This is a genomic window from Psychrobacter sp. AOP7-B1-25 (assembly GCF_052376195.1).
Classification (GTDB): domain Bacteria; phylum Pseudomonadota; class Gammaproteobacteria; order Pseudomonadales; family Moraxellaceae; genus Psychrobacter.
Genome location: NZ_JBQSVK010000024.1, coordinates 1 through 25,534 on the forward strand (window position 1 = coordinate 1; position 25,534 = coordinate 25,534).

Below are 25,534 nucleotides of genomic sequence, written 5' to 3' on the forward strand. Positions count from 1 at the left end.
AACTAAATAACCACTCAAACAGCTTTTCTCTTTATCTTTACATTCGCCAATAACAATCCTGACAAAATCAGTATCATGGCAAGTATTTTCCACCAAGTCACCACTTCTCCTGTGAGTAGGACTGAGGTCACCATACCGAATACGGGCACCAATAGCGCAAACGGCATAACCTTAGAGGCTGTATTTTGACTGAGTAAGTATGCCCACAGCCCAAAGCCAATTAAGGTTGAGATGTATACGATAAACCCAAGTGATAGCCAAGATTTGAGTGATGCTTCAGTAAACGTCTCTAGTTGCCATGCATCAGCCTCGAAGATAAGAGAAGATATCGTTAACATCACGCAAGCAATGAGACTGCCCCAGACTACTAATGCTAGAGCAGACAAAGCAGATGTCTTATTTGCCCCAACGCTAGCTTTAGTAACAGATACTCTTGTTTCTTGCTGCGTCGCTTTTAGGGCCGTTTGTTCTGATGCTTTTTCTAGCGATTTCTCTGAAGCCTGTTTTGATACCTGCTTTGAGGCAATGTTACCAAAGCTCCAACCGATGGCTGCAATCAAAATACAGACAAACCCTGCCAAAGGCATATCACCACCAAGGTTTAGCGCAATTACGCTAAGTCCTAGCACACCGACTAACATACCAACGATTTGCATACGGCTAACCGATTCGCCCAATATAAAGCACGCTAGCAATACCGTGATAAAAATCTGAATTTGTAGCAATAGTGCCGTCAGCCCCGGAGATGAACCCAAATGCATCGCCGTAAAGACAAAGGCGTACTGCATGACAAATGTACCGATGGCATAAATAAACAAGGTAAGGTTGAATTTAGGTGGCTTTAAAAACAAAACCAGTGGCACAGCGGTAAAGAAAAAACGCAGGGCGGTAAGCATCAATGGCGGAAAGCTCTCAAGACCCCACGCAATAAAAGTAAAATTTACGCCCCAGATAAAGGTAACCAGTACAGCCAATGCAGTATATATAGGGGACATATGAGCTATCCTAGAGAAATAGTATCCGTTTTGGGGAATGGTTATATTTAATTGTGTTCAGCTTATGTTTGGCTGATATTTAGACTTAGAATTATAGTCGAAAGGTCACTATATAATAGGACGGTACTAGCACTATAGTCGATTCAGTTTAAAAGTAGTACAAGGCAACCGATTGTAGATGTACATGTGATACTTCAAGCTAGGTTAACGCTGTCATACTTTTATAGTGGAATGACTATATAAGTCTTGATTGGTCAGTCTAACGATTGAGCCAATACCTCGAAAACCTTTGAATGACTCATCTGTGCCACATTGAACCGCATAAAGTTACCAGCATTGTCTTGATTGGCTAAAAACATTGCCTGGCGCCAATACCACACCTTTGGATAAACAGCGATTGGCCAATTCGGTCGCATTATTATTCTCTGGTAATCGGCACCATAGGAACATACCTGCTTGTGGGAGCAGCCACGGTACGATGCCTAACTTAGCTAATCGTGGTAACGTATGAGTATGCGCGCTTGCCAGCCGAGTATGGATATTATTCATATGTTTGCGGTAGCCGCTATCAGTCAATGCTGAGAACACAACAGCCGCTGCTAACTGATTACCACCAAAGCCAGTCGCTATTTTTAAATCTACCAAACTCTCAATCCATTCTGTAGGTGCTGCAATATAACCACAGCGTAGGGATGCGGATAATGTTTTAGAGAAACTGCCGATATAGAATACCCGTGATAACCCATCTAAAGCTGCCAATCTTGCCGCAGGCTTGACTTCAAAGTCTGCAAAAATATCATCTTCAATAATGTATAAACCAGCTGCTTGAGCCAATTGTAATACACGGTATGCCGTAGCAGGTGATAACGTGGCGCCCGTAGGATTGTGAATGGCAGCATTGGTGATGTATAGGCGTGGCTTATGCTCATCTAAAATCGCTGCAAAGGCCTCTACATCTGGGCCATTTGGCGTATAAGGGACGCCTACTACTTTGACCCGATGGGCAAGCAGCTGTGCTCGAAAGTTAAAGTAACAAGGATCATCGACGACGACCGTATCGCCTGGCGTCAATAAAAATCGAAAAATTAAATCTATCGCCTGAGTGCCTGAATCTGTCAATATGACCTGTGACGGTTCTGCATTGATATTTAATCCTGCCATACGCCGCGTGAGTAGTTGGCGCAATACTAACAGTCCTAGTGGCGTTGCATACTCACTGATAATGGATGCGTCAGCTTTTGCCACATTTCGCAGACCACGGCGTATACCTGCCTCAAACAGCCAATCCGCTGGTAACCAACCGCAGCCTGGTTTTAGTGCACCATCGGGTGGCTCCAGCGACTGCCGTGATACCCATAATGGATCTACCACTCGGTCAATCTTTGGAGCCATATCTGTCAATGATAGTGGCGCTGTTGTCTCTGCCACATAGAACCCTGCACCAGGACGGGAGTAGATAACCCCCTCGATTTGCAGACGCTCATAGGCTTCAACCACGGTAGATGGCGAGTACCCATAATCTTTGGCGGCTGCACGAACAGAGGGTAGACGTGACTCTGGCATATAGATCACGGTTGCTATTTTCTCTTTTACGTCAGCCATGACAATTTCGATGCGTGTTGACTTCTTATTCATATTTTTTTACGGTTTTTGGTAGGTCGGATTTTCTGAACGCGTTATTTCAAAACTATAGCTATGACGATATATAAATATGATCTCCAAACTGTATGGGTTTTATAGACCAAACAGTTATGTCTAATTGTACTGGATTGTGTATAGATAACCTACTGTGCTTTTGTTTTAATCATTGAATGTAAACGATGTAGAGGTAAACGTGATTTTATTGTGAATCGCAATAAACTCAGTCAATTCAATGATTATTCTTCTAAAAGTAGCGATATATGACCACTAAAAAATATAATAAATATTTGGCATTTGCCTTATGCGTAATAACGACAAGCGTCAATATCCAAGGGCCACTTTATGCCGTTTACGCACACAATGATGGTTATGGCGTACTAGCAACCACAATAGCGTTTTCCTTTTATGTATTAGGGGTCATACCCGTATTATTAGCTTTCGGTGGTTTGTCTGATCGAATCGGACGGCGTAAGACAATTTTAATCTCTCTAGCACTATCGGTAGCAGCGACGGCTCTTATGTTGTTTTATCCATATACGCGCGCGTTAGCAGTAGCACGATTCGTACTGGGTGTGGGAACTGCTCTGATGGCTGCTACGGCGACTGCTTATATGATTGAGCTGCTTGGCTCATCAGATACGATGCGTGCGACAGCGTGGGTGACGGCCAGTACGACGATAGGTTTTGGTCTTGGTCCTGTATTGACGACAGTTTCTTTAATGTTTTACGAAACCGATCAGCCAGCCAGTTTTTTCTTACTGCTAGCGAGCGGGATATTCGCTATGTTTTTGTTATATCAATTACCAGAGACAGCATCTAAACGCACTAATTTGCCCACCTCTATGCTACGGCTACCTTATTTTAACCGTGAGGTCATCTGGTATGGCAGCGGTATTTTGATTTGTTGGGCAACGACAGGATTGGTGTTGTCAGTTATTCCCTCAGTACTGGCCACCCATGGACTGGCTAAGTATGCAGGAATATCTTCTATGTTGGCTATCAGTTGTGGATTGATCGTTCAGCCAATCGCCCGAAAACTTGACCCTCAAATCTCAAGTAAGCTTGGTCTTCTGATCTTGCTACCAGCATATGCTTTATTGGCTTGGGGGACGTTGAATGCCAACCTGCCAGTGATTCTTTTGGCTGCTTTGTTGGCGAGCAGTAGTTGTTATGGATTTGCCTATTTAGGAGGTATGCTAGGAGTCGCATGCTCGGCTGGTACTGAGCAGGCACGTGCCAGTGCCGGATATTTTCTGATGGCATATATAGGGCTTAGTGTACCGGTCATCTTTACTGGTTTGATTGTTGATCGATATGGTGTTGCTACTGCGTTCTACACCTTCGGTTTGTTTTCATTGGTTGGTGTGATTGTCTTATTTGTCAGCCAGCCCATATTGAGAATTGGTCGTCGTTCGAACACCAATATGCGTAGTGTCACTTAAAGCAAGACTGAAAATACAGTTTTCTTCTCATTATATTTTCATTCAATATCTTTTAATTTAATACCTCTGTATGCAACGCTATGCTCTAAAACAACGCTCTTTTTATACTGAGGCACCACGATAAAGCAAAAATTGTATCAATATAGTGCTTTTGCCACTGAGTTTAGTAGAAAAAATCGTTTTTTCCGTGGCATAGAACTTGCCCTTATACAGGTATGACAATATTGTCATGCTTTAACTAAAGAGGGTATGTTCTATGTTCAAAAAAACCATCCTTTCACTGTTTACTCTAAGCGCATTTGGTATATCAGTATCCCAAGCAGAAGACTTTACGGTTCTTAAGCAAATAGCAGATGAACCTACTCAACTGAGTAGCGGCGAATACAAAGGCAATTACTACGTACCTTCTACTTTAGATACCATAACATGGGGATATTTACCTAATAGAGACGCTAGCCCCGTTATGTCGGTTGCTTCAGGTAGTGTGGTGACTTTTGATACGGTCTCACACGAAGGTTTGCTCGAAGATCAGGGTCGTGATGCAGAAAAATACTTTAAGTCAAAAGGGGTCAAAGACGACTTTATTTTAGAGGAAGCAAAAACAATAACAAAATCAGAGTTAGAACATGATTTTGATGAAGATGGCCCTCATATCGTAACAGGCCCTATCGAAATCAAAGGAGCGCAACCAGGTGATATTCTAAAAGTAGAAGTCATCAACGTTGAGCCGCGCGTACCGTATGGTGTCATCTCTAATCGTCATGGCAAAGGCGCATTGGCAGGCGAGTTTCCTAAAAAAGTAAAACAAGACAATGCGTCTGCCGCTCACCCTGAACGTTACGGTAATGTCTCCGTATTTACTCCTATAGAGAAGAACGCCAAAGGTGAATACGAAGGTATCCTAAAAACAGATTCTGGTCAGTCTATACGTTTTCCACTCAGTCCATTTATGGGTCTAATGGGTGTCGCAGCAAATACCTCGGAGCGAGTACATTCAGTTCCACCTGCTATGTATGGCGGCAATATTGATATCAATGAATTGGGTGCAGGTGCGACGGTTTATTATCCAGTACAGGTAGCAGGTGCGCTGTTCTATACAGGTGACAGCCACTTTGCCCAAGGTGATGGTGAGGTTGCATTGACTGCTCTCGAAGCATCTGCTCGCGCCACTTTTAAATTTACACTGCTAAAAGCAGGTAAGGATAAGATTCCAGGTAAAGAAATTGTGCAACCTTTGGCAGAGAATGCTGAATTTTGGATCACGCCAGGGTTGGATGAAGATTTAGATGAAGCGATGAAGAAGTCTACTCGTGAAGCGATTCGTTTCTTGAATCAAGAGTATGGTATTGATGAGGCGATTGCTTATGCTTACCTAAGTGCAGCGACTGATTTTGAAGTATCTCAGGTCGTGGATAAGACCAAAGGCATTCACGCCAAAATTCGTAAAGCAGATTTTAAAGAGTTTGAAAAATAGTACAAACTAACGATCTTAACTTCAGAAAAAAAGCCCTTTATATCAGTATAAAGGGCTTTTTTGCATGCATTGTATTGGTTTAAAAAAGGTGAATGTCACTAGAGACAGGGCGATATTTTCTTCTACTTCGATTCGCCATCGCACTTTGCAGGATGGTATAAGCCGCTTTGACCCTCTCTGCGTTGGGGTAGTTATTATTTGCCAAAATAACAATGCCAGATTTTTTTGCGGGAATATAAGCGATATATCCACCGAACCCATTGGTAGCGCCTGTCTTGTTCACCCATACATCTCATTTCTCATGAGGTTTGGATCTATCCATTAAGCAAAATAGTTAGACAGTCAGTTTGACTGCTCTCTAAACCGACTTTAATGAGCAGCTTTAATGAGCCGCGCTTCTTTTATTTCAACACCACTATCTAGACGAGCTTTTAGTGCATTATCGTATCAGATAATACTACCTAGTGTCTGACCACAACGCGATCAAATTGAGAGTTCTACAAATAAATAGAGTTACTTTGCTAATATCCCTTAACTTTAATATAACCATTAGTCATTTAAACAACTCTTTAAAAATCACTTATTTTCAAAATTACATTGAAAGTGTTTTAGGTGATAGCTACTGTTTGAAGCACAACACTTTCATTACAATGGGCGCAATTATGATAGATAAAATAGAACAGGTAACCAAAACTGAAAAAATAATTCAAAAAATAAGGACGGTTTATGACTCTGAATACAACTAAGACGATTCTAATCACTGGCAGCACTGATGGCATTGGCAAATTGGCAGCTTTAAAACTGGCAGAAGCTGGGCACCAAGTGTATTTGCATGGCCGCGATGCTGACAAACTTGCTTGTGTCATTGCAGAAGTCCAAGCAGTCGCGACAGGCGCAGCAATAGATAATATTTATGGGTTTGTGGCTGACTTTTCTGATTTAACAGATGTGCTAAAGATGGCAGCAGACGTCAATGAAAAACTGCCAACACTTGATGTGCTCATAAATAACGCAGGGATTTATACCACGGCATCAGCAATGACTAAAGACGATTTGGATGTACGTTTCGTGGTTAATTATCTAGCGCCTTATGAGTTGACCAATGCTTTATTACCTTTGCTAAAGCAATCTGGTCAAGCGCGTATCGTGAATTTAAGCTCAGCTGCGCAAGCACCAATATCATATAAAGCGTTTGCAGGCCAGACCCGCCTCGATGATAAAGCCGCCTATGCCCAAAGTAAGCTGGCACTCACGATGTGGAGTATGGCGTTAGCGGATACAGTTGCTAGCGACGATATCAATGTCATTGCTGTCAACCCAGGTTCGCTGCTGAATACAAAAATGGTCGATGAGGCTTATGGTCAGTATTGGTCATCAGCAGACAAGGGCGCAAATATCCTAACTGCATTGGCCATCTCGGATGAGTTCGCTGATGACACTGGTAGATACTTTGATAACGATATAAAAGATGGCGCACATGGTGATGCAAGAGGAGAGTTTGGTCAGCCACATGTTGATGCTTTAAACAAAGCAGCCATTGCAGAGCTTGAGCAGCAGACTCAAACAGTATTGCAGTCAGTTCTTGCCTAAGACCTATGTTTAGCAGTATTAGTTAATTGCAAGCAATCGGAACACTACCAACTATATTCTCAAAAATTTTATTATTAAAAATTTCTCATTAGAAACAGGACAAAATATTATGCAAACTATTAAAGCCATTGGTTATCAAAATAACCTGCCTATCGATAACGAACAGTCGCTACAAGACATTACCCTTGATAAGCCAGTTGCTTCAGGCCGCGATATTCTCGTAGAAGTAAAAGCCATATCAGTCAATCCAGTAGATTACAAAATCCGTCAAGGGAGACCTGCCGAAGAGGGCGAGTATGCGGTTATCGGGTGGGATGCGGCTGGTACGGTGACGGCTGTCGGTGAAGACGTTAGTTTATTCTCAGTAGGCGATAAGGTCTATTATGCTGGAGATTTAACCCGTTTAGGCAGCAATGCGGAATATCAGTTGGTCGATGAGCGTATCGTTGGACACATGCCAGCCTCTTTGTCTTTCGCTGAGGCAGCAGCATTACCGCTTACAACGATTACAGCTTGGGAGATGCTATTTGACCGTTTACTAGTACCTGTCTCTGATAGTACGGCAAACGACAGCAGTAGTAACGAAAACGCTGATGACGTTTCAGTATTGGTCATTGGCGCAGCGGGTGGCGTTGGATCTATCCTAACTCAGTTATTAAAAACAAGAACCTCTGCCACGATTATCGGTACGGCTTCAAGAGATGAAAGCGTGCAATGGCTCAAAGATTTGGGTGCTGATCATGTTATCAATCACCGCAACCCATTGTCTGATGAACTACAAAAAACAGGTATTGCTGAAGTAGACTACGTGGTGAGTCTCAATAACACCGAAGATCATTACGAAGAGATTATTAAATGTCTAAAGCCGCAGGGTAAGCTTGGACTGATTGATGATCCAAAATCACTAGATGCCAACCCTCTTAAAACTAAAAGTTTAAGCCTGCATTGGGAGTTTATGTTTGCACGCTCAATGTTCAACACGCCAGACATGATTGAACAGCACCATTTATTAAATGCAGTGGCAAAATTGATTGATGCAGGCGAGATCAAAACCACGGTCGCTCACAATCTTGGTACGATCACCGCTGAACATCTACGTAGTGCGCATCAAATGCTAGAAAATCAGCAAGCACATGGCAAGATTGTATTAGAAGACTGGTCTGCATAACATATAACGCCGTTTAGGTTGATAGGTCCAGTGTGATGCTTTTAGAAGACATGTTGGACCTATTTAAATCAATGATAATATATAAACATAGGAAAAATAGATGAGCACGCAAGCAAACAAACCACTTACCATCGTCGCTACTATCAAAGCCAAATCTGAGCACGTTGAGCAAGTGAAAACTGAGCTGCTTAAACTGACAGCAGCATCACAAGATGATAAAGGCTGTATCCAATACGACTTACATCAAGAAAATGCAAATAGTAACGGTTTCGTTGTTTATGAGATTTGGGAAAACAATGACTGTCTTCAGCAACATGTACAAAGCCCACATTTTCAAAACTATGTACAAGTAACAGATGATATGGTCGATGAATTTATTGTCACTGAAATGACAGCCATTTCATAGGTTTGATCTATATTATGCTGCTAATAATAGGATGAGTAATTGAAGATCACTACCGAAACGATTGCCGCTAGTTAATCGAAAAAATCCGCCACCGTACCCATAGACACCTAGATTTTGGTTCTAATTTAACCTCAATATCATGTGTAGTAATGGGTTCAGCGTACTCTGTCAGTCTGTATTTCTCACGTAGTGGCCACTACTGATCAGCGACTTTTTGGAATATCCTATGCAACCAACTTACGAAGATAGTCATATAAGACATGGCTTGTAATACCTAAGCGTTGCTCAAATATGTCGAATCGTTCGACTTCCAAAAAACAATCGCGTCAAACCATAAGCGTCCAACAATTACTAATGACTGTCAAAGTTTGAGCTACCGAGCAAGATTATTGGCCCAGTTCATACCAGCGCATAGGTCATCTCTTTTATTTCTAAGCTATAGGTTAGCTTGACAGGGTCCACAAACAAAGCTATGTTTTTTGCTAGCTCTAAAAAGTAACCTATAAGGAAATAGACATGAACAGAGCACCCGTAGCAGTTGTAATTGGCGCAGGTGACGCCACTGGCAGTGCTGTTGCCAAACGCTTTGCGCGAGAAGGTTTTACGTTATGCGTGACCAGAAGGACTGTTAAAAAGCTAGAGGCATTAGTTAGTGATATCGAAGCGGCTGGGGGAGTGGTCAAGCCATTCGGTTGTGATGCACGTGTCGAGCAAGAGATGGTTGAGCTGTTTGCTCATATTGAAAAAGACATTGGGCCGATTGAAGTAGTGGTATTTAACATCGGTACAAACGTTCATTTCTCCATCGTAGATACGACAGAAAGGGTCTATCGAAAAGTGTGGGAAATGGGTGCTTTGGCTGGTTTTTTAACCGGTAGAGAAGCGGCAAAAGTTATGATTCCACGTGAGAGAGGGACAATTATCTTTACGGGTGCAACAGCGTCTTTACGCGGTAGTAAAGGTTTTTCGGCTTTTGCTAGTGCTAAGTTTGCTCTGCGGGCATTGGCACAAAGCATGGCGCGCGAGTTGGGACCCAAAGGTATACATGTCGCACACCCTATCATTGATGGTGCCATTGATACTGATTTTATTCGTGACAACTTTCCTGAGCGCTATGAGCTAAAAGACCAAGACGGTATCTTAAATCCAGATCATATCGCTGAGCAGTACTGGCAGTTGCACTGTCAGCCAAGAGATAGCTGGACACATGAGCTGGATTTACGCCCATGGATGGAGACTTTTTAATCCTACCCCATTAATAACTGTCAAAACTTTTAATGGATGTTTAGTATAAATTGCAAGGAATTCAAAGATGAGTAAATAAGTAGAGTTTTTCTTTGATGTGGGCAGCCCAGCCAGTTATTTGGCATGGACACAATTAGCGAGTATCGCACAGCGTCACAATGCTGAGATCGTTTGGCGACCTATGTTACTTGGTGCAGTGTTTCAAGCCGTTGGTAATACCTCACCGGCTGCCGTACCTGCTAAAGGCGCTTATATGCTCAAAGACCTTAAGCGTTTTTCAGCTATCTATGACGTACCATTTCGCTTCAATCCATTTTTTCCAGTGAATACGATGCAGCTTATGCGCGGTGTTACCGCTTATTTGGGGACACCCAAATTTGAGAGTTATTTATCAGCTGTCTTTAATGGGCTATGGGCTGAAAAATTAAATATGGAATCACCAGAAGTTGTGGCTGAGGTTTTGTCGAAAATAGGCATTGATGCGACTGATTTTATGGCGCGTATTAGTGAGTCTGAGGTCAAGGCGCGTTTAAAATCTAGTACTGAAGAAGCAGTAGCACGAGGCGTATTTGGAGCACCAAGCTTCTTCGTAAATGATGAGATGTTCTTTGGTCAAGATCGTTTGAGCTTTGTTGAAGATGCTTTGAGAGACTGAGCATAGTAAGTCATAGGATATATAGACTGCGCTGTACTAGCTCAACGATAATCCATCGGCTCTCAAGCCACCAGACAGCAGCCGCGATACGTAACCGTGATGTTTCTTCACTGTGGTTTCTCTAGAAAACAACCTTGCCACTCAGTTTAATCATTAAACTCTATGGTTGAATCAAGCTAAGTCTATATAGCGGTAGTTTTTCTTAGAGTGTTCTATGTCTGTTAAATCGATGTCCACCACTGCTATTTCTTGCGTCGAACCAAGTTTTTTTATGATGCTTCCTGTAGGAGAGACGATTAGACTCTCTCCTACAAACTCACCGCCATGACCGACGCCGACACCATTGCAGGTAATCACAAAACATTGGTTCTCTATAGCCCTAGCTTGAGTCAAGATATAGTGGGTGTTTGCATAGGGAGACATATTGCCGTTTGGCATAAATATGATCTGTGCGCCTTTTTTTGCCAGTGCTCTTGAGCCTTCTGGAAACTCTAACTCAAAACATATCTGAGCACCGCAAACGACATCATTAATGCTAACCACTGATAAGTCTTGTCCACTTGTAAATACCCCAATATCATCAAGCCAGAGTTTTGACTTTCGGTGCTTATGAATAGTGTCTCCGTTTTTTATAAAAGAACATGCGTTATAGAAAAGTTGATCCTGTTCGTCAATATGTCCAATAATGATGGTTGAATCTGTATTTTGGCTTGCTTCCACTATGCTGTGAAAGTGCTCTGTTGATTGATGGTATAACGCTTCAATATTGTCTAGCGTCGGAAAGCCAGTCAAAGCAAGTTCTGGAAAAATCATAAAGCCATCGCAAACTTGATGATCATGGATTGATTTTAATATCGCAGCAGCATTTACCGTTACTTGATAATCGGTAATATCCATTTGATTGAGGATTATTTGCATAGGTCTTGCTCTTTATCGTAGGGGGTTGATACTTTCATAGTGCTTATTGGTCGCAATTATAGGTAATATTCGTTAATGACGGTCTTTAGAAACACTTATTTAAAACACTTTTAAAGACATTGTGACTCTAACCAACGACTCAATTTAATGATGTCTGGTTGGTTTGACTTTAAATCATTATAAAAAAAATAGAAACTGTCGCCGGTGAGTAATTCATGCATTGGGATTTTGACAAGATTTTGCTGATGTGTTTGTTCTAGCATCATATAGTTGTCGGTAAGCGTAATACCTAAGTTATAACGTGCAGCCTGTGCGGCAAGCAGTACATGGCTGAATTGATTAATCTTTACATCGCTTGGCAGCTCAAACCCGCCTGCTTTACACCATTTTAGCCAATCATTAGCCGTGCCTTCACTTTTGTCAGAATATTTTACGGACAGTATGGGGTGTTGCCATAACGCCTCAGGCAACGGCTGATCCTTTATTTCTGCCCAAAGCTTTTGACCACAGACGGGAAATAGCTTTTCAGCGAATAAAAGCTTGCTGACTACATTGCGTTTCGGTGGATTGACGGTAATAAAGCAATCCGAACATTGCTCATTATAGTCGTCTTGGTCCGTCACCATATTTAAGGTCAGTTCAATCGCTGGATGCTGTTCACGGAAGTCTTCTAACCGAGGGATTAGCCAATTGACAGCCACTGAGCTATACAGTGCTAGGCGAATATGCCCAGGCTTATCATGGCGAATGGCTTGACTGGTATTGGATAGAGCCGTCAGCGATTGATTTACTTCTGTGAAATAGCGAGCACCTATATCTGTTAAAGAAAGGGTTCGGCCCTGCCTATAAAACAAGGCTTCACCAAGATATACTTCAAGCGTTCGAACCTGGTGACTCACGGCACTTTGCGTCACATTGAGGCTTTCTGCTGCTTTAGAAAAACTATTGAGCCTTGCGACAGATTCAAAGCATTGTATGGCACGTAATGGGGGGAGTTTCATTATGATTTTAACTAATACTAAACGTTTTTTTATCATTATACGTCATGAGCATACGCGAATATACTATTTCGTCTGACCATTAGATCAAATGGTTTAATTTAGAGTTTTATGTATTTTGAGATAGACGTAAGGATGACAATGCCAAAGATGAGTGTTGGGTTTGCAATGATTCTATTGGTTGCAGGAAACATGATTGCAGTCCTTTCAGATGCCCTGATAAAAGAGTTGCCAGATAGCTCAGCCGTCTATCAGTTTGTGCTATTGCGTCAGCTGACCGCAGTTCTTATGCTGTTACCGTTTTGTTTAGTCAATCAAAAGGCCAAGCTACTGAGTAATGTGAAATGGCATTTTGTACGTGGTCACATTTGGTTGTTTGGTGCGGTATTCATGGTGCTATCTATCCAAGCACTACCACTAGCGACGGTCAATGCTATTTTTTATACTGCGCCTTTACTGATGTTGCCGCTGGGGTTTCTATTTTATAAAGACAGACTCACAGCACCAAGTATCATTGTGGCAATACTAGGCTTCATAGGTATTCTTGTCGTGGTAAAGCCGACACAGATCAATATGGGTGCTATATTTGCGTTGATCGTAGCCTTAACCATGGCGACAAACAATTTGCTGGTTCGTAAATTACCTTCGAATCATACAGTCGCTCAGACCCTGTTTTTGACCAATTTAGTAGGAATACCATTAGGGCTTTGTTTGGCTATTTGGGAAAATGCTCCTTTGAGCTGGTACGCGCTATGGATAGCAGCAGGCTCAAATTTGTTTATTTTGATCTATGCGGGTATCTGTGTACTGGTCTACCGAGCGGTTGAAGCACATAAAATATCTAGTGCAGAATATACAGGTCTGCTAGGAGCAGTGGTTATCGGCATCGTATGGTTTGATGAAATACCAGATATCAGTCTTTTAATAGGTTCGGCTCTGATTGTTTTACCTTTGATTTGGCTGGCCACGCTTGAGTCTATTAAATATAAAAGAACAGCCCTATAGAGCTTTTGGATTATATTTTTTGGTCGTCATTGATGATTGTCTTTATAAACTTATTAAAATAAAAGTTTATTATCGTTCAATAGCTATCATGTTTGTTGAGCCAAATGTAGCGTTTTACCCGTATAGGTAGGTATGAACTAATACATGGTTTGATGATTAGCAGAATCTTTGGGTATTTGCTGGATAGAATCCCAATGCTCAACAATTTTCCCACTATTATCAAATCGAAAGAAATCCATCGTCACGAACTCATCGATGGTTTGGTTTTCGTTATGCCAGACTTGATGAGTATGCAATGAGACTAAGTCATCTTCAGCGATACAACGTACAAACTCAATTGATTTATTCGGATACTGTGTTTGCATCTGTTCAAAGTAATCAATAAATCCTGCTTTACCATTGGCTACAGCAGGATTGTGTTGAATATAATCATCGCCCACATAATCAGCGACGGCTTTTTGTGGATTACCCTCGTAAGCGGTCTTATAGAACGCGATAGCAATCTTTTTATTGTTTGCCAAATTCATCGTCGGCTCCAGTCATTCTTTATATTTACTTTAAAAACAACATAGTAGATTAATAAGCAATATTATTAAAAAACGTCAGAAACTCAAACGGCCAATAGCAACGTTGCAATTATGCTTATTGACCATTTGATAATGTTTGGACTTCGTTTGACAGTGGCCTAAGCTTTAATAAAAATAGTCTCTTCATTCAAGCGTGACTTAGGTATTTCGGCATTGAAATCTTCATCGCTGCGGTAGCCAAACGATACCACTGCTACGGCAGAATATCCTTTGCTACGTAAGTCGAACTCTGTATCAAGCGCCTGTAAATCAACCCCCTCCATAGGAACGGTATCAATACCTAAAAGAGCACTACCCAATAATACCGCGCCTATATTTAGATATACCTGTTTAGCAAGCCAATGTGGTTCATCTTTCACATCGTAACGATGAATGTCTAAAAATAATTGGCGTGCTTGATGCATCTGCGTTTTAAACTCTGGTTGCGCATAGCGACCATCTTGATCTTCTTTTTCTAAAACCGCTTGCATGTATTCATCGTCGGCATGAATACGAGTACAGAAAACCACTACGTGTGAGGCATCTAAGACTTTAGGTGTATTAAAATGAAAGGCGCCTTGCGTACTTTTGGCAATGCGCGCTTTTCCTGCTTCATCATCTGCAATGACAAAGCTCCAAGGTTGAATATTGGTACTTGATGGACTCATTTGTAGAATATCTTTGATCTGCTCAAAATCTTCAGCAGATATCTTTTTGCTAGCATCAAATACTTTGGTGCTGTAACGCCAGTTTAATGCTTCATTAATGGTTTTCATGATTGTCCTTAAATAGAGTAAGTTTTAGTTTTTTAGTCAGCTGGTAATACAAATGGATTTAACAAACGGTGCCACTCAATCCTTATTCGTTAATAGTTAAGTTGAATGATCGGCTCGTCCTAGCGATGACTCATAATAGTAAAGTTCATACATCAGAACCACTAGCTACAAGAGTAAACACTTTAAATATTATTTTGATAATATGGCATTTTCAATCTGCTTAAAGGTTATTTATTAACTATATTAGGACGTATAGTGAAGGTGCTTTATCAATTGATAAATCCATTAAACACATAAGCTCATCTTAAAAAGACGCGAAATCTAGCGAGCGCGCATCTAACATGGCCCCATTAGTGTTCAATGCGATACCATAAGGAGGATGTATGGGAATGTTAGCGTCTGCGATTGCTTGCAGATAACGGCGCAATAGGTGCATGCTACTATAGTTAATGTTTTTGATAATCAACAGGTTTAGAGAAATAGTTTCAATGATATTTATATAATGATGAGGCTAGTCACAGCAATCGATAGTGGTTGCTAAGTTAGACGTTAAATAAACGAAGGCATTACGATGAAGAATTTGCAGGATTTACATATTTTTATTGAGACCGCTCGCTTGGGTAGCCTATCTGCCTGTGCTCGGCACTTAGATCTGTCGCCTGCAGTGGTGAGTGCAGCGATCAAGCGACTAGAAGCCGAGGTTGAGACGGTATTGTTTGTTCGCTCTACTCGTAGGCTGCGGTTAACTAGCAAGGGTGAGCAATATTTAAAGCATTGCCGAGATGCAGTGGCTATTTTAGACAATGCTTATGCAGGACTGCACGACAATGATGCTGAGCTGACGGGCACAATCCGGCTGTCGGCGTCATCAGATTTGGGTCGAAACTTAATTTTGCCTTGGCTGGATGATTTTATAGACCTTCACCCAAAAGTGACTGTGCAGCTACATATGTCAGACAGCTATGTGGATTTATACGGTCAGCAGATTGATTTGGCACTACGTTATGGTGCGCCCAAAGATTCTTCACTGGTCGCATTACCTATTGTATTGAATAATCGCCCTGTACTGTGTGCGTCAAAGGGGTATTTGAGCAAGATTGATAAGGGTATCGGTATCCCAAAAATGCCGGAAGATTTATTGAAGTATAACTGTTTGTGTTTAGGACATGATGAGAAATATCTGAGCGAGTGGACCTTTGAAAAAGAGGGTAAAACTAAGCGTGTGGCGGTGGCTGGTAACCGTCGAAGTAAAGATGGTGATGTTGTGCGCCGCTGGGCAGTAGCGGGTAAAGGAATCGCACTAAAATCTCACTTGGATATAGCCGGTGATTTAAAGGCAGGGAGACTTGTCGAGGTGGAGTTGAACGGCTGGCAAGTGGCCAACTATCCGCTGTATTTGATTTGTCCAGAACGGCGACTAATCGATCCGCTATTTAATGCGGTCAAAGAGTATTTGATTAAACGGGTAGAGCAAGCGTTAAGGTAAAACGAAAACTGATTTTTATTCTGTTTGGTTAGTTTCAAGATAGTTCACATTCAAGTGTTTTGCATGAGACGTGTTTAATTAGATAAGAAGAACAGCAATTCCTAGACCATGATTGCTTGATAATTTTTTTAACTATTGCCATATTTTATCAAGCACAGTAAACCAGTTTTTTGACGTCACCTTTTCAATCAGTTGATTTGAGAAATGACGTTGTTGCATCCGCTCAATTAGTATAGAGAGTTGACTGATATCAGATAGCTCATCAGGTAGTAGGCAACCATCAAAATCAGAACCAAAACCAACATGATCTTCACCTATATGGTTAATCAGGTAGTCAAGATGGTCAACAATCACATCAAGTGAAGTTTGCGTATTACGTTGCCCATCTGCACGGAGAAACGCCACGTCAAAATTCACCCCAACCATACCATCGCTTTGTTTAATAGCAGCCAACTGGCGATCGGTTAGGTTGCGTGCTTGCTGACAGAGAGCATGTGAATTGGAATGTGTCGCAACAATAGGCTGGTCGGCAATCTCTAGCGTATCCCAAAACGCGCGTTCATTCATATGCGACACATCAATTAGCATCTGCTTATCACGACATACCAAGATAAGGTCTTTGCCTTCGCAGGTTAGACCAGAGCCTGTATCCGGAGAATGAGGGAAGGAGGCGTTCAAGCCATCACCGAAGAGGCTCTTTCTATTCCATAGTGGGCCGATGCTTCTGAGTCCTGCCTCATAAAACACATCCAGCAAGTCAGGCTGGATCGCTAAAAACTCAGCACCTTCAAGGTGTAACACGATGGCCAGTTGCTTATTCTGCTGACAAGCTTTGATTTGTTCTAACGAGGTGCAAATCTGAATTTGACCATTAGACCTTGCCTGTAGTTGCTGAGCCAGTTTCAATTGGGCACAGCAAATATCAACGATTTCCTGCGAAGTAAAATCTGAATTTGATGGATTGGCTAGTTTGTCAGGATGGTTGTTTTTCACATAAGCGTAGGGCGGTAAGAAAATAGAAAATAGTCCACCCATCCAGTTTGCTTCTTTGCAACGTTGTAAATCCAAATGTCCTGGTAACGTGCCACAAATAAAGTCATGTACCGGATCGGTAGCTGAACTTAGCCAGAGTCGAGTCAACAGATCATTATGTCCATCAAATATCACAGGCTGGGTATTCATATTTCACCTGTTACCATACGAGTAGGAATCAATTTGTCTTTATTCAGCTGTTTGTTACTCAGTGATTTAGAATTCTTTGGATTGCGAAAGCGTAATTCTTCAAAAGGTACCGGCGTTTCGCTGTTGATACGTGCCTCCTCAATCAGGTAATGATAAGGCGACTTGCCACAGACAGGATCAGCATTTTTGGCATCCCCAGTCAGCATAAACGCTTGGCAACGGCAGCCGCCATAATCGCGCTCTTTATCTGGGCAGCTTTGGCAGATGTCGGGCATCCAATCATCACCGCGAAACTGATTGAAGCTCGTAGACTCATACCAAATATCTGACAGTGGTGTATGTCGTACATTAGGAAACTGTATTGGCATTTGTCTGGCAGCATGGCAAGGTAGGGCGGTACCGTCTGGTGCTACTGTTAAGAAAATTTTGCCCCAGCCATCCATACAAGGTTTTGGGCGTTCTTCGTAATAATCAGGCACTACAAAAATCAGTTTGCATTTGATACCACGTTCTTCAATCTGCTTGCGGTATTCATTGGTAATGCGTTCGGCACGAACCACTTGGGCTTTAGTTGGTAGTAAGCCTTCTATGTTTTCAAACGCCCAACCATAAAACTGACAAATAGCCAGCTCAACCGTGTCGGCTTCAAGTTCTAAGCAGAGATCAATGATCTGATCAATCTGATCGATGTTTTGCCGATGAATCACGAAATTGAGTACCATCGGATAGTCGTATTGCTTGACCAGACGTGAAATCTCATACTTTTGCTCAAAGGCATGTTTTGAACCTGCCAAGGCATTGTTTACCGTTGGATCACTGGCTTGAAAGCTGATCTGAATATGCTGAAGACCTGCTTCTTTTAAACGCGCTATTCTATCTTCAGTAAGCCCCATACCTGATGTAATCAAGTTAGTATAAAAACCTTGATTGTGCGCATAATCGACCAGTTCTTCTAAGTCCTGACGAACCAGTGGTTCGCCGCCAGAAAAACCAAGCTGCACTGCGCCCATTTGACGCGCCTGATCAAACACATCAAACCACTCTTGCGTCGTTAGCTCTTCTTTATATTGAGCATAATCAATAGGGTTTGAGCAATAAGGGCATTGTAAGGGACAGCGATAGGTCAGCTCAGCAAGCAGCCATAGCGGTAGCCCGATTGGTGCAGTCATACTAAATCAATCCAATGTTCACGCTGGGCGACCAGCATGTATTCAATGATATCTTGCTCGATTTCAGGAATATCGCCAAACATCGCTTGCACCTTTTGGATAATATCAGCAATGGACGCTTGACCGTCAATATGTTGCCCAATGATACTGGCACTGTCATTGAGCTTAATCATGCCTTCAGGGTAGAGTAAGACATACGCATTTTGCGCAGGCTCAAACTGAAAACGATAACCGTGACGCCATACTGGTACGATGGATTTGTCTAGATCAGGTATACTCATTTGAACAATCCTTTATGCCAGACATTGTCGGTGGTCACGCTTTGATAAGGGGCTTGATTATGCACATAAGCTAAGCTCAAGGCGTCTAGAATAGTCCACAAAATATCCAGTTTAAATTGTAGAATTTCTAACATACGCTCTTGTTGCTCGGCTGTTTTGAACGAGTCGAGCGTGATGGTCAGACCATGCTCAACATCGCGTCGAGCTTGGCTTAAGCGAGAGCGAAAATAGGTATAGCCTTGCTCTTTTATCCAAGGGTAGTGCTTGGGCCAAGACTCTAGACGTGACTGGTGAATTTGCGGAGCAAACAGCTCGGTCAATGAGCTACTGGCGGCTTCTCGCCATGAAGTACGGCGAGCAAAGTTTACATAGGCATCCACGGCAAAACGCACACCTGGTAACACAAGTTCTTCAGAAATCATCTGCTCACGAGTCAAACCAACTGCCTCTGCCAGACCTAACCATGCTCCACGCCCGCCGCCGTCAGGATACACGCCATCTTGGTCAATCATGCGTTGAATCCACTCTTGACGCACGCGCTGATCAGGGCAGTTTGCCATAATGGCCGCGTCTTTCAATGGGATGTTGATCTGATAATAAAAACGGTTGGCAACCCATGCTTGAATCTGCTGCTGCGTCGCTTTGCCTTCATGCATCATGATATGAAAAGGGTGGTAAATATGATAATACTGACCCTTATCCATAATCGCTTGTTCAAATGCTTCTGGACTTAACGCTGTTTTTTCTTTTTCTTCTTGCATTGTTTTCACCTTACGATTGCTACCTTTGCCTTAAAGCTCAATCTGCATACCATCAAATGCTACTTCAACACCATGTTGTTTTAATGTCGCAGCTTGTTCAGACTGCTCATTCAATATCGGGTTGGTATTATTGATATGGATCAGCACCTTACGAGCGTTATCGAGCTGATCTAGATGATGCAGCGAGCCATCTTCACCACTAATATGTAGATGCCCCATGTCTTGACCAGTTTTTGTACCGACGCCGCACTCTTGCATTTCATTGTCCGTCCATAGCGTACCGTCAATCATCACGCAATCAGAAGCTTTCATGATCTGCATCACTTGATCGTCGATTTTACCGAGACCTGGCGCATAGAAGAGTTGTTTTTGTGTTTTTAAGTCTTTTACAATCAGAGCAATATTGTCGCCATCATGCGGGTCATTACGATGCGGAGAGTAGGGCGGTGCAGAGCTTCTAATCACTAAAGGTGTCAATTCTAAATTGTCAAAACCTTCAATTTTAAAGGCCTCCTTCGGATCGATTTGATGATATTGCAGGCCGCCGTTCCAGTGCTTCAACATATTAAAGAGGGGGAATCCTGTGGTCAGGTCTTGATAGACCATGTCAGTACACCAAACAGGAATCGGACAACCTTCACGAAGGGTCAATAGCCCAGTCGTATGATCAAGCTGACTGTCCATCAACACCACATTGGTGATGCCGGTATCTCTCAGTTGACGTGCCGGCTGTACTGCCTTGAATTCAAATAATTGTTGGCGAATATCAGGTGACGCGTTGAACAAAATCCAATTCACACCATTCTCTGATATGGCTATCGAAGATTGGGTTCGGGTTTTTGCCTGAATCGTGCCTTGACGCACACCGTGGCAGTTATCGCAATTACAATTCCACTGCGGGAAACCACCACCAGCAGCTGAGCCTAAAACGTGAATATACATAAATCAATATTTCCAAAAAATAAAAGCCCTAATCATCTAGGGCTTTTAATGGATTGAGTGCTCATAAATTTTAGCGAGCTTCGAAATACATAGTAACTTCGAAACCAATACGGATGTCTTGAAAAGCTGGTTTGGTCCACTGCATGGGATTACTCCGGAACGATCTTACTACTTAAGAAGTAAGACTATTAAAGTGAATGAGTAATAAAGGGTAGTATAAGCCGACCCCTGCTGTCAATTTCTTAGATGTTAGTAAAGCGTTAACGCACATCGACCAAACAGTGTTTTATAGGAAAAACTAAAGTCAGTTTGTCATACCGAAAAGACAGTAGGTTGGGCATGAAATTAAACATACTTCCGAATAGATTAAGTATAAATTATAGAGATAAGAAACCTGCTCGAAGTAAGTTAGGGCTATTTCAAGAACGTATAAGTTATACACATATATTGAATAAACCGAATTTATCTATATAGTAATAGATCAACTTGATAGATATTGGAGCCTGAAGGTGATTGCTGAATTGCAAGGCAGTGAGTTAACCAAAGCAATCTTGGAAAGTGTCAGTAACTACGTATGGTATGCCGTTAGTAATATTAGTGATGACTATGCTATCGCAACTATAGACAATGGTTACTATGAGTTATTAGTCCCTATTGTCGCCTTTGATAATGTCTAGTTTGTTTGTGATAAAGGTGACCTATGGCAGTATGCTGTCTCAGTGAAGAGAGTGGAGCTCACTCATAATGATGCAGTGCTATAACTAATGTTAATAAAGTGACTGTTACGTTCTGCGTATAGATTATTTTTGCAGCCTATGTGAGGAAATCTACCGCTTGTCTATAACCTCTTGTTCTAGATGACAAAATATATGTATCATCTAAATGTAAGCTCATCTGTTTAGCCATCAGTGTCTTATAACTATAGACGCAACAGGTTCGAAGATGCTCAAGTAGTTGCTGTTACAAAACCACTTGCTTAGCTTACTAATGATTGTCATTGATCAGGAGTAACAACATGGACGTCGTAATTGTTGGAAGCGAATTGACTCGCTTAATGCTTGAGGATGGTCATCAAAATATATGGTGTGCTGTAAGTGACGAGAGTGATGAGAACGCTCTAGAAGACCAGATAGGTAATGATTTCACAGCTTATATTGTGGCTTTTGAAGATGGCCAGTTCTATTGTACGGGCGGTATGCCTTGGAAATATGCAGTGCCAATTCAGATAATTGCATTGACGCGATATAACTTCTTGTTCTAGTTAACAAAAACAACTTGGATAGTTATTGCCGAAAGCAAACCCTAATATCGAAACGTTTAGTTAAATAAAATGCGTGACTAACAAGGCCATTCAAGCGATGCAATATAACGCTTGAATGGCCTTTTGTGTTTTAAAGCCAGTTTTCTATCATTTCAAAAAATCAGGACGCATAAAGGCAGGGTTTGGATAAGTGTAGAATCCTTCACCAGTCGCGAATCCTAGTTTATTTTGATCAATCAACTGCTCTTTTAAATACTGAGCAGCTTTAAACCTTGCAGGGTTTCGAGTTTTTTCAGCAGATATCTTTGTGATGTTGTAGGCAGTGTTGATACCGATAGTGTCCAATATACCAAATGGACCTGACGGTGCGCCAGTTACTATCATCCACGTTTTATCTATCGTATGTGGATCGGCAACTTCTTTGGCAACTAATTGCAGAGCTGCATCTATAAATGGTGCTAATAGGCTATTCATGATGTAGCCGGGTTGTTCCTTATCCAGCGGCATTGCCACCATACCAATGGCAGTAGCAAAAGCAACCACCTCATCAAATACTTTAGGATCTGTTCCAGGATGTCCCATGATTTCAGCGACATTATGCATCCAAATTTTATTGGCAAAGTGTAGCGCTAAAAACTGAGCAGGTCGTCCCGTTGATTCTGCAAACTGACTAGGAAGTAAGGTAGAGGTATTGGTGGCGAAGATGGTTTTCTCTGGTGCTAGTTTGGCAAGTTTTTCATAAAATTCGATTTTGATTTCAGGAATTTCGGGAATCGCTTCAATCATTAGATCAGCATCTTTGACCGCTTCTGCCAAGTCTGAGGTATAGCTTAGGTTTTCAAAAGCCTTGTCCAGCTGCTCTTGAGTTGCCCTCAAATCCTTTCGAAAAGCCTTACACATCAATTGAAATTTTGACTTTGCTTTTCCTAAAACCTCATCATTGATGTCATAGACACTGACATTAAAACCATGAAATGCGGCCTGAAAAGCAATTTGGTAGCCTAGGATGCCGCTTCCAGCGACAGTTACATTTTTATACGTCATTGTATTTATTTCCTAATATTAGTGGGTATAAGTTGCTAGATAAATGTCTAGAACTTATAGACCTATTATTAGATTGTTTTACTACATTATTCAACCTTCATTTTTATAAAAACATCAAAGAGAAACCAAAAACGCTGCTATAAAAATATCAGATAAGATCACACTACTTGACTTATTTTATTATTAATAAGTTCAACAACTTGATGATAATAAAACTAGCTATATACCTGATTATTTTATGGCAATCGAAGGCCAGCCTAATGTAATAATGACATTTTTAATGACTGTTGATGTCAAAATATTTTTGACGAGGTTGTGAAGCAAATAACGAGATAAGGATGAGCTGTGTATTACTAGTTATCTATCAGATAAGATAGGTGGCTAAATCTTACTAAAATTATATTTTTCTACATCAATAGTATTAAGAGACTAAAAGAACAGATAAGCCTCTTAGAAATTTGAACAATAATGTACTAAAAGTTAGAAAAGTAATCTTATGGATAAGTCGCAGGAAGTCATAAATAATCCACAAATTTCAGAAAAGCAAACAGTAGCAAACTTACTGATAGCTCCCTTTGTCTAGTGCCCCAACATCAAATAAGTAAGCTTGAGATATGAATACAGAATTAGGTGATTTTTTAGAAAGCGTGATGCCAAGATTGCTAGCAGATATACTTAAAGAGTAAAACACTGGTCATTTCTTTTGATAAGATATGGCAGAGGGCGTATAGAACGTCCGCAACAGATTACTGATGTTCAGTACTATGATATAAAAGTATATTATGTTTAGCTTAATTAAATAAAATAAGAAGTCAGGATAAGACTATGAAGATATTACTAAAAAAGAATATGTTTGCTATTATTTTGCCGATGGCTTTATTTGGTATGTCTTCTTGTACTATGACTTCTGGTATTGACAATGATGGTGACAGTCGTCGTATTGATGGTGTGGCATGGAACAACCAGGTCAATACTGATGTTAATTCTATATTAGAAACAGAAGTGGCAGCTGATAAAGCTCGCTTAGTGTTTATGCGAAAAGATGATAGCTATACTGAGCAAACCAGTACTAATATTGCTATTAATAACAGGTTTCAAACTAGTTTGCATGCAAATAATTACACCGTCGTTGAATCCTGTGCTGGTACTAATCAATTAAGTGCGCATGCTACAGGCTTTAAAAATAACGACTTATCAGCAGATAAAAAAAATTATGAGCTAACAGGCGCTCAAACCTATTTTTTTCAGGTTAACGTGAGTGAGAAAGGGGAAAGTACTTTAGAACAGGTTGGCTCTGATGTTGCTTTACCTTTATTAACTAATAAACGTTATCAATCACACCAGATTAGTCGTGTTATTCCCAATAACTGCAATACACCAATATCTATCCAGCAATTGGATCGCGTCATTGTAGAACAAGCACCTGTATTAACTGAAAAAGTCATCATTGATCTTGAAGTATTATTTGAGACAGACAAAGCCATAGTGCGACAAGATTATTATTCAAAAATAGTTGAGTTAGCAGAGTTTATGACTCAGTACCCTAATACGGTCGCTACTATTGAGGGACACACTGATAATCGTGGTAGTGATGACTATAACCAGGACTTGTCACAACGCCGAGTAGATGCAGTCAAAGAAGTATTAATCTCGCAGTTTAGCATCAGGGATGAACGTTTAACCATTATTGGTTATGGAGCATCGAAGCCAAGAGCTAGCAACGATACGGTAGAAGGGCGACAGCTCAACCGTCGAGTCGTAGCCGTGATAGAGGAACTCAATCGATAGTTGTGTTTTCATTGGTGGATGGAGTCACCTGTTAATAAGCTAATTTGGCCAGCATATTGAACATAGAATTAAAATAAAAGGCAAAAACATGAATACGATTATAGTAAAAACCAATAATGCGACGCAGACGGTTGAGCAAGTGCAAGTAGTGACTAAAAATGGTACGCCGACCATTATTGCCGCTATGGATAAAGTGAATTACGAGTTTCATGATACTGCTATTGGTCGTGCCCCTAACCATATCGTTACTAAGCGTATAAAAAATGATCTTCATGTCTCTTTTGAAAAAGAGGGAGAAGAAAGTGATCTTATTATAGAAGGCTTTTATGACAATCCAGATGCTGCTTTAATCGGAATCGCTGAAGATGGTGAATACTATTATTATATTCCTGATACTGGCGAGACTTACGACTATGTGACACAGCTAGAAATTGGCGATGTTGAGGGACAAGCTTTAGGTGGTGAAGATTACATAGACGCTGCTGCTATTCCTTGGTGGATACCTGCTGCCGCTGGATTAGGTTTAGTAGGTATAATTGCGGCGGCAAACGGAAGTGATAATGATATAGAGCCTGTGAACGATGCGCCTGTGGCAACCGATGCCACTATTAGCACACCAGAGGGTGAGGCGATTGCCGTCCCGCTGATCGCCAGTGACCTTGATGGTGACATTGCAAGCATCAGCATCACCACCTTGCCAGATCCTGCCCAAGGCGTCCTAAGCTATACCAATGCATTAGG

Annotated in this window: 24 protein-coding genes and 3 pseudogenes; 13 read left to right on the forward strand and 14 right to left on the reverse strand. The window is 41.4% G+C overall.

From position 1 onward, the window contains the following. Positions 1-14: 14 nt before the first annotated feature. A complete protein-coding gene (locus ACT3QR_RS13115) occupies positions 15-995 on the reverse strand; it encodes an EamA family transporter (RefSeq protein WP_444521772.1) in 981 nt (326 codons plus the stop codon). A 254-nt stretch (positions 996-1,249) separates the two neighbouring features. Next, positions 1,250-2,630 (reverse strand): annotated as a pseudogene (locus ACT3QR_RS13120) (aminotransferase-like domain-containing protein). Between the two features lie 266 nt (positions 2,631-2,896). Between ACT3QR_RS13120 and ACT3QR_RS13125 the strand changes: the two are divergent. After that, complete coding sequence (locus tag ACT3QR_RS13125; RefSeq protein ID WP_444521773.1) at positions 2,897-4,078, forward strand: MFS transporter; 1,182 nt, start codon at positions 2,897-2,899, stop codon at positions 4,076-4,078. Positions 4,079-4,334: 256 nt separating this feature from the next. Beyond that, complete coding sequence (locus ACT3QR_RS13130; protein ID WP_444521774.1) at positions 4,335-5,552, forward strand: acetamidase/formamidase family protein; 1,218 nt, start codon at positions 4,335-4,337, stop codon at positions 5,550-5,552. 79 nt (positions 5,553-5,631) lie between these two features. Here the strand turns inward: ACT3QR_RS13130 and ACT3QR_RS13135 are convergent. Continuing rightward, positions 5,632-5,838 (reverse strand): annotated as a pseudogene (locus tag ACT3QR_RS13135) (serine hydrolase); the annotation flags it as partial. Positions 5,839-6,278: 440 nt separating this feature from the next. On the opposite strand from ACT3QR_RS13135, the gene ACT3QR_RS13140 reads away from it, so the two are divergent. The 5 genes and pseudogenes from ACT3QR_RS13140 to ACT3QR_RS13160 form a co-directional block, all read left to right on the forward strand. Next, positions 6,279-7,142 carry an SDR family NAD(P)-dependent oxidoreductase gene (locus ACT3QR_RS13140; RefSeq protein WP_444521775.1) on the forward strand — a complete coding sequence of 288 codons (864 nt, stop codon included), beginning with the start codon at positions 6,279-6,281 and terminating at the stop codon, positions 7,140-7,142. Positions 7,143-7,260: 118 nt separating this feature from the next. Next, positions 7,261-8,310 (forward strand): zinc-binding alcohol dehydrogenase family protein, encoded by a 1,050-nt coding sequence (locus tag ACT3QR_RS13145; protein WP_444521794.1) that lies wholly within the window; start codon positions 7,261-7,263, stop codon positions 8,308-8,310. Positions 8,311-8,410: 100 nt separating this feature from the next. Next, a complete protein-coding gene (locus tag ACT3QR_RS13150; protein WP_444521776.1) occupies positions 8,411-8,716 on the forward strand; it encodes a putative quinol monooxygenase in 306 nt (101 codons plus the stop codon). Positions 8,717-9,232: 516 nt separating this feature from the next. After that, on the forward strand, positions 9,233-9,961 hold the full coding sequence (locus ACT3QR_RS13155) for an SDR family oxidoreductase (RefSeq protein WP_444521777.1): 729 nt from the start codon (positions 9,233-9,235) through the stop codon (positions 9,959-9,961). 91 nt (positions 9,962-10,052) lie between these two features. After that, positions 10,053-10,616 (forward strand): annotated as a pseudogene (locus ACT3QR_RS13160) (2-hydroxychromene-2-carboxylate isomerase); the annotation flags it as partial. Positions 10,617-10,787: 171 nt separating this feature from the next. On the opposite strand, the gene ACT3QR_RS13165 reads toward ACT3QR_RS13160, so the two are convergent. Then, positions 10,788-11,534, reverse strand: coding sequence for a carbon-nitrogen hydrolase family protein (locus ACT3QR_RS13165; RefSeq protein WP_444521778.1), 747 nt, complete (start codon positions 11,532-11,534; stop codon positions 10,788-10,790). Positions 11,535-11,644: 110 nt separating this feature from the next. Further along, entirely contained in the window at positions 11,645-12,535 is an 891-nt protein-coding gene (locus ACT3QR_RS13170) for a LysR substrate-binding domain-containing protein (RefSeq protein ID WP_444521779.1), read from the reverse strand. A gap of 138 nt (positions 12,536-12,673) precedes the next feature. Here ACT3QR_RS13170 and ACT3QR_RS13175 point away from each other — a divergent pair, with 138 nt between their 5' ends. Continuing rightward, positions 12,674-13,537, forward strand: coding sequence for a DMT family transporter (locus ACT3QR_RS13175; RefSeq protein WP_444521780.1), 864 nt, complete (start codon positions 12,674-12,676; stop codon positions 13,535-13,537). Positions 13,538-13,674: 137 nt separating this feature from the next. Here ACT3QR_RS13175 and ACT3QR_RS13180 read toward each other — a convergent pair whose 3' ends face one another. After that, a complete protein-coding gene (locus ACT3QR_RS13180; protein WP_444521781.1) occupies positions 13,675-14,064 on the reverse strand; it encodes a nuclear transport factor 2 family protein in 390 nt (129 codons plus the stop codon). A gap of 158 nt (positions 14,065-14,222) precedes the next feature. Further along, a complete protein-coding gene (gene nfsB, locus ACT3QR_RS13185; RefSeq protein WP_444521782.1) occupies positions 14,223-14,879 on the reverse strand; it encodes an oxygen-insensitive NAD(P)H nitroreductase in 657 nt (218 codons plus the stop codon). A 571-nt stretch (positions 14,880-15,450) separates the two neighbouring features. Between nfsB and ACT3QR_RS13190 the strand changes: the two genes are divergently transcribed. Next, on the forward strand, positions 15,451-16,365 hold the full coding sequence (locus ACT3QR_RS13190) for a LysR family transcriptional regulator (RefSeq protein WP_444521783.1): 915 nt from the start codon (positions 15,451-15,453) through the stop codon (positions 16,363-16,365). A 132-nt stretch (positions 16,366-16,497) separates the two neighbouring features. On the opposite strand, the gene ACT3QR_RS13195 is transcribed toward ACT3QR_RS13190, so the two are convergent. The 6 genes from ACT3QR_RS13195 to pqqA form a co-directional block, all read right to left on the reverse strand. Next, positions 16,498-17,547, reverse strand: a complete 1,050-nt coding sequence (locus tag ACT3QR_RS13195; protein ID WP_444521784.1) for a dipeptidase — start codon at positions 17,545-17,547, stop codon at positions 16,498-16,500. Further along, positions 17,544-18,716, reverse strand: coding sequence for a pyrroloquinoline quinone biosynthesis protein PqqE (pqqE, locus tag ACT3QR_RS13200; protein WP_444521785.1), 1,173 nt, complete (start codon positions 18,714-18,716; stop codon positions 17,544-17,546). The genes ACT3QR_RS13195 and pqqE overlap by 4 nt, the downstream gene beginning before the upstream one ends. After that, the gene (pqqD, locus tag ACT3QR_RS13205) at positions 18,713-18,997 is read right to left on the reverse strand and encodes a pyrroloquinoline quinone biosynthesis peptide chaperone PqqD (RefSeq protein WP_444521786.1); all 285 of its coding nucleotides are present in this window, start codon (positions 18,995-18,997) and stop codon (positions 18,713-18,715) included. The genes pqqE and pqqD overlap by 4 nt, the downstream gene beginning before the upstream one ends. Then, positions 18,994-19,758 carry a pyrroloquinoline-quinone synthase PqqC gene (pqqC, locus tag ACT3QR_RS13210; RefSeq protein WP_444521787.1) on the reverse strand — a complete coding sequence of 255 codons (765 nt, stop codon included), beginning with the start codon at positions 19,756-19,758 and terminating at the stop codon, positions 18,994-18,996. The genes pqqD and pqqC overlap by 4 nt, the downstream gene beginning before the upstream one ends. Before the next feature lie 30 nt (positions 19,759-19,788). After that, positions 19,789-20,700: a pyrroloquinoline quinone biosynthesis protein PqqB gene (gene pqqB, locus ACT3QR_RS13215; RefSeq protein ID WP_444521788.1), complete on the reverse strand. Its 912-nt coding sequence runs from the start codon at positions 20,698-20,700 to the stop codon at positions 19,789-19,791. 70 nt (positions 20,701-20,770) lie between these two features. Next, positions 20,771-20,845 (reverse strand): pyrroloquinoline quinone precursor peptide PqqA, encoded by a 75-nt coding sequence (pqqA, locus tag ACT3QR_RS13220; RefSeq protein ID WP_082894360.1) that lies wholly within the window; start codon positions 20,843-20,845, stop codon positions 20,771-20,773. A gap of 364 nt (positions 20,846-21,209) precedes the next feature. Here pqqA and ACT3QR_RS13225 point away from each other — a divergent pair, with 364 nt between their 5' ends. After that, positions 21,210-21,377 carry a hypothetical protein gene (locus ACT3QR_RS13225; RefSeq protein ID WP_444521789.1) on the forward strand — a complete coding sequence of 56 codons (168 nt, stop codon included), beginning with the start codon at positions 21,210-21,212 and terminating at the stop codon, positions 21,375-21,377. Between the two features lie 338 nt (positions 21,378-21,715). After that, positions 21,716-21,961 carry a hypothetical protein gene (locus ACT3QR_RS13230; protein WP_444521790.1) on the forward strand — a complete coding sequence of 82 codons (246 nt, stop codon included), beginning with the start codon at positions 21,716-21,718 and terminating at the stop codon, positions 21,959-21,961. A gap of 147 nt (positions 21,962-22,108) precedes the next feature. Here the strand turns inward: ACT3QR_RS13230 and ACT3QR_RS13235 are convergent, their stop codons facing one another. Continuing rightward, complete coding sequence (locus ACT3QR_RS13235; protein ID WP_444521791.1) at positions 22,109-23,005, reverse strand: 3-hydroxyacyl-CoA dehydrogenase; 897 nt, start codon at positions 23,003-23,005, stop codon at positions 22,109-22,111. 825 nt (positions 23,006-23,830) lie between these two features. Here ACT3QR_RS13235 and ACT3QR_RS13240 point away from each other — a divergent pair. Next, positions 23,831-24,793 carry an OmpA family protein gene (locus ACT3QR_RS13240; RefSeq protein ID WP_444521792.1) on the forward strand — a complete coding sequence of 321 codons (963 nt, stop codon included), beginning with the start codon at positions 23,831-23,833 and terminating at the stop codon, positions 24,791-24,793. An 88-nt stretch (positions 24,794-24,881) separates the two neighbouring features. Next, a partial coding sequence (locus ACT3QR_RS13245) for an Ig-like domain-containing protein (protein ID WP_444521793.1) occupies positions 24,882-25,534 on the forward strand: 653 nt, incomplete at its 3' end.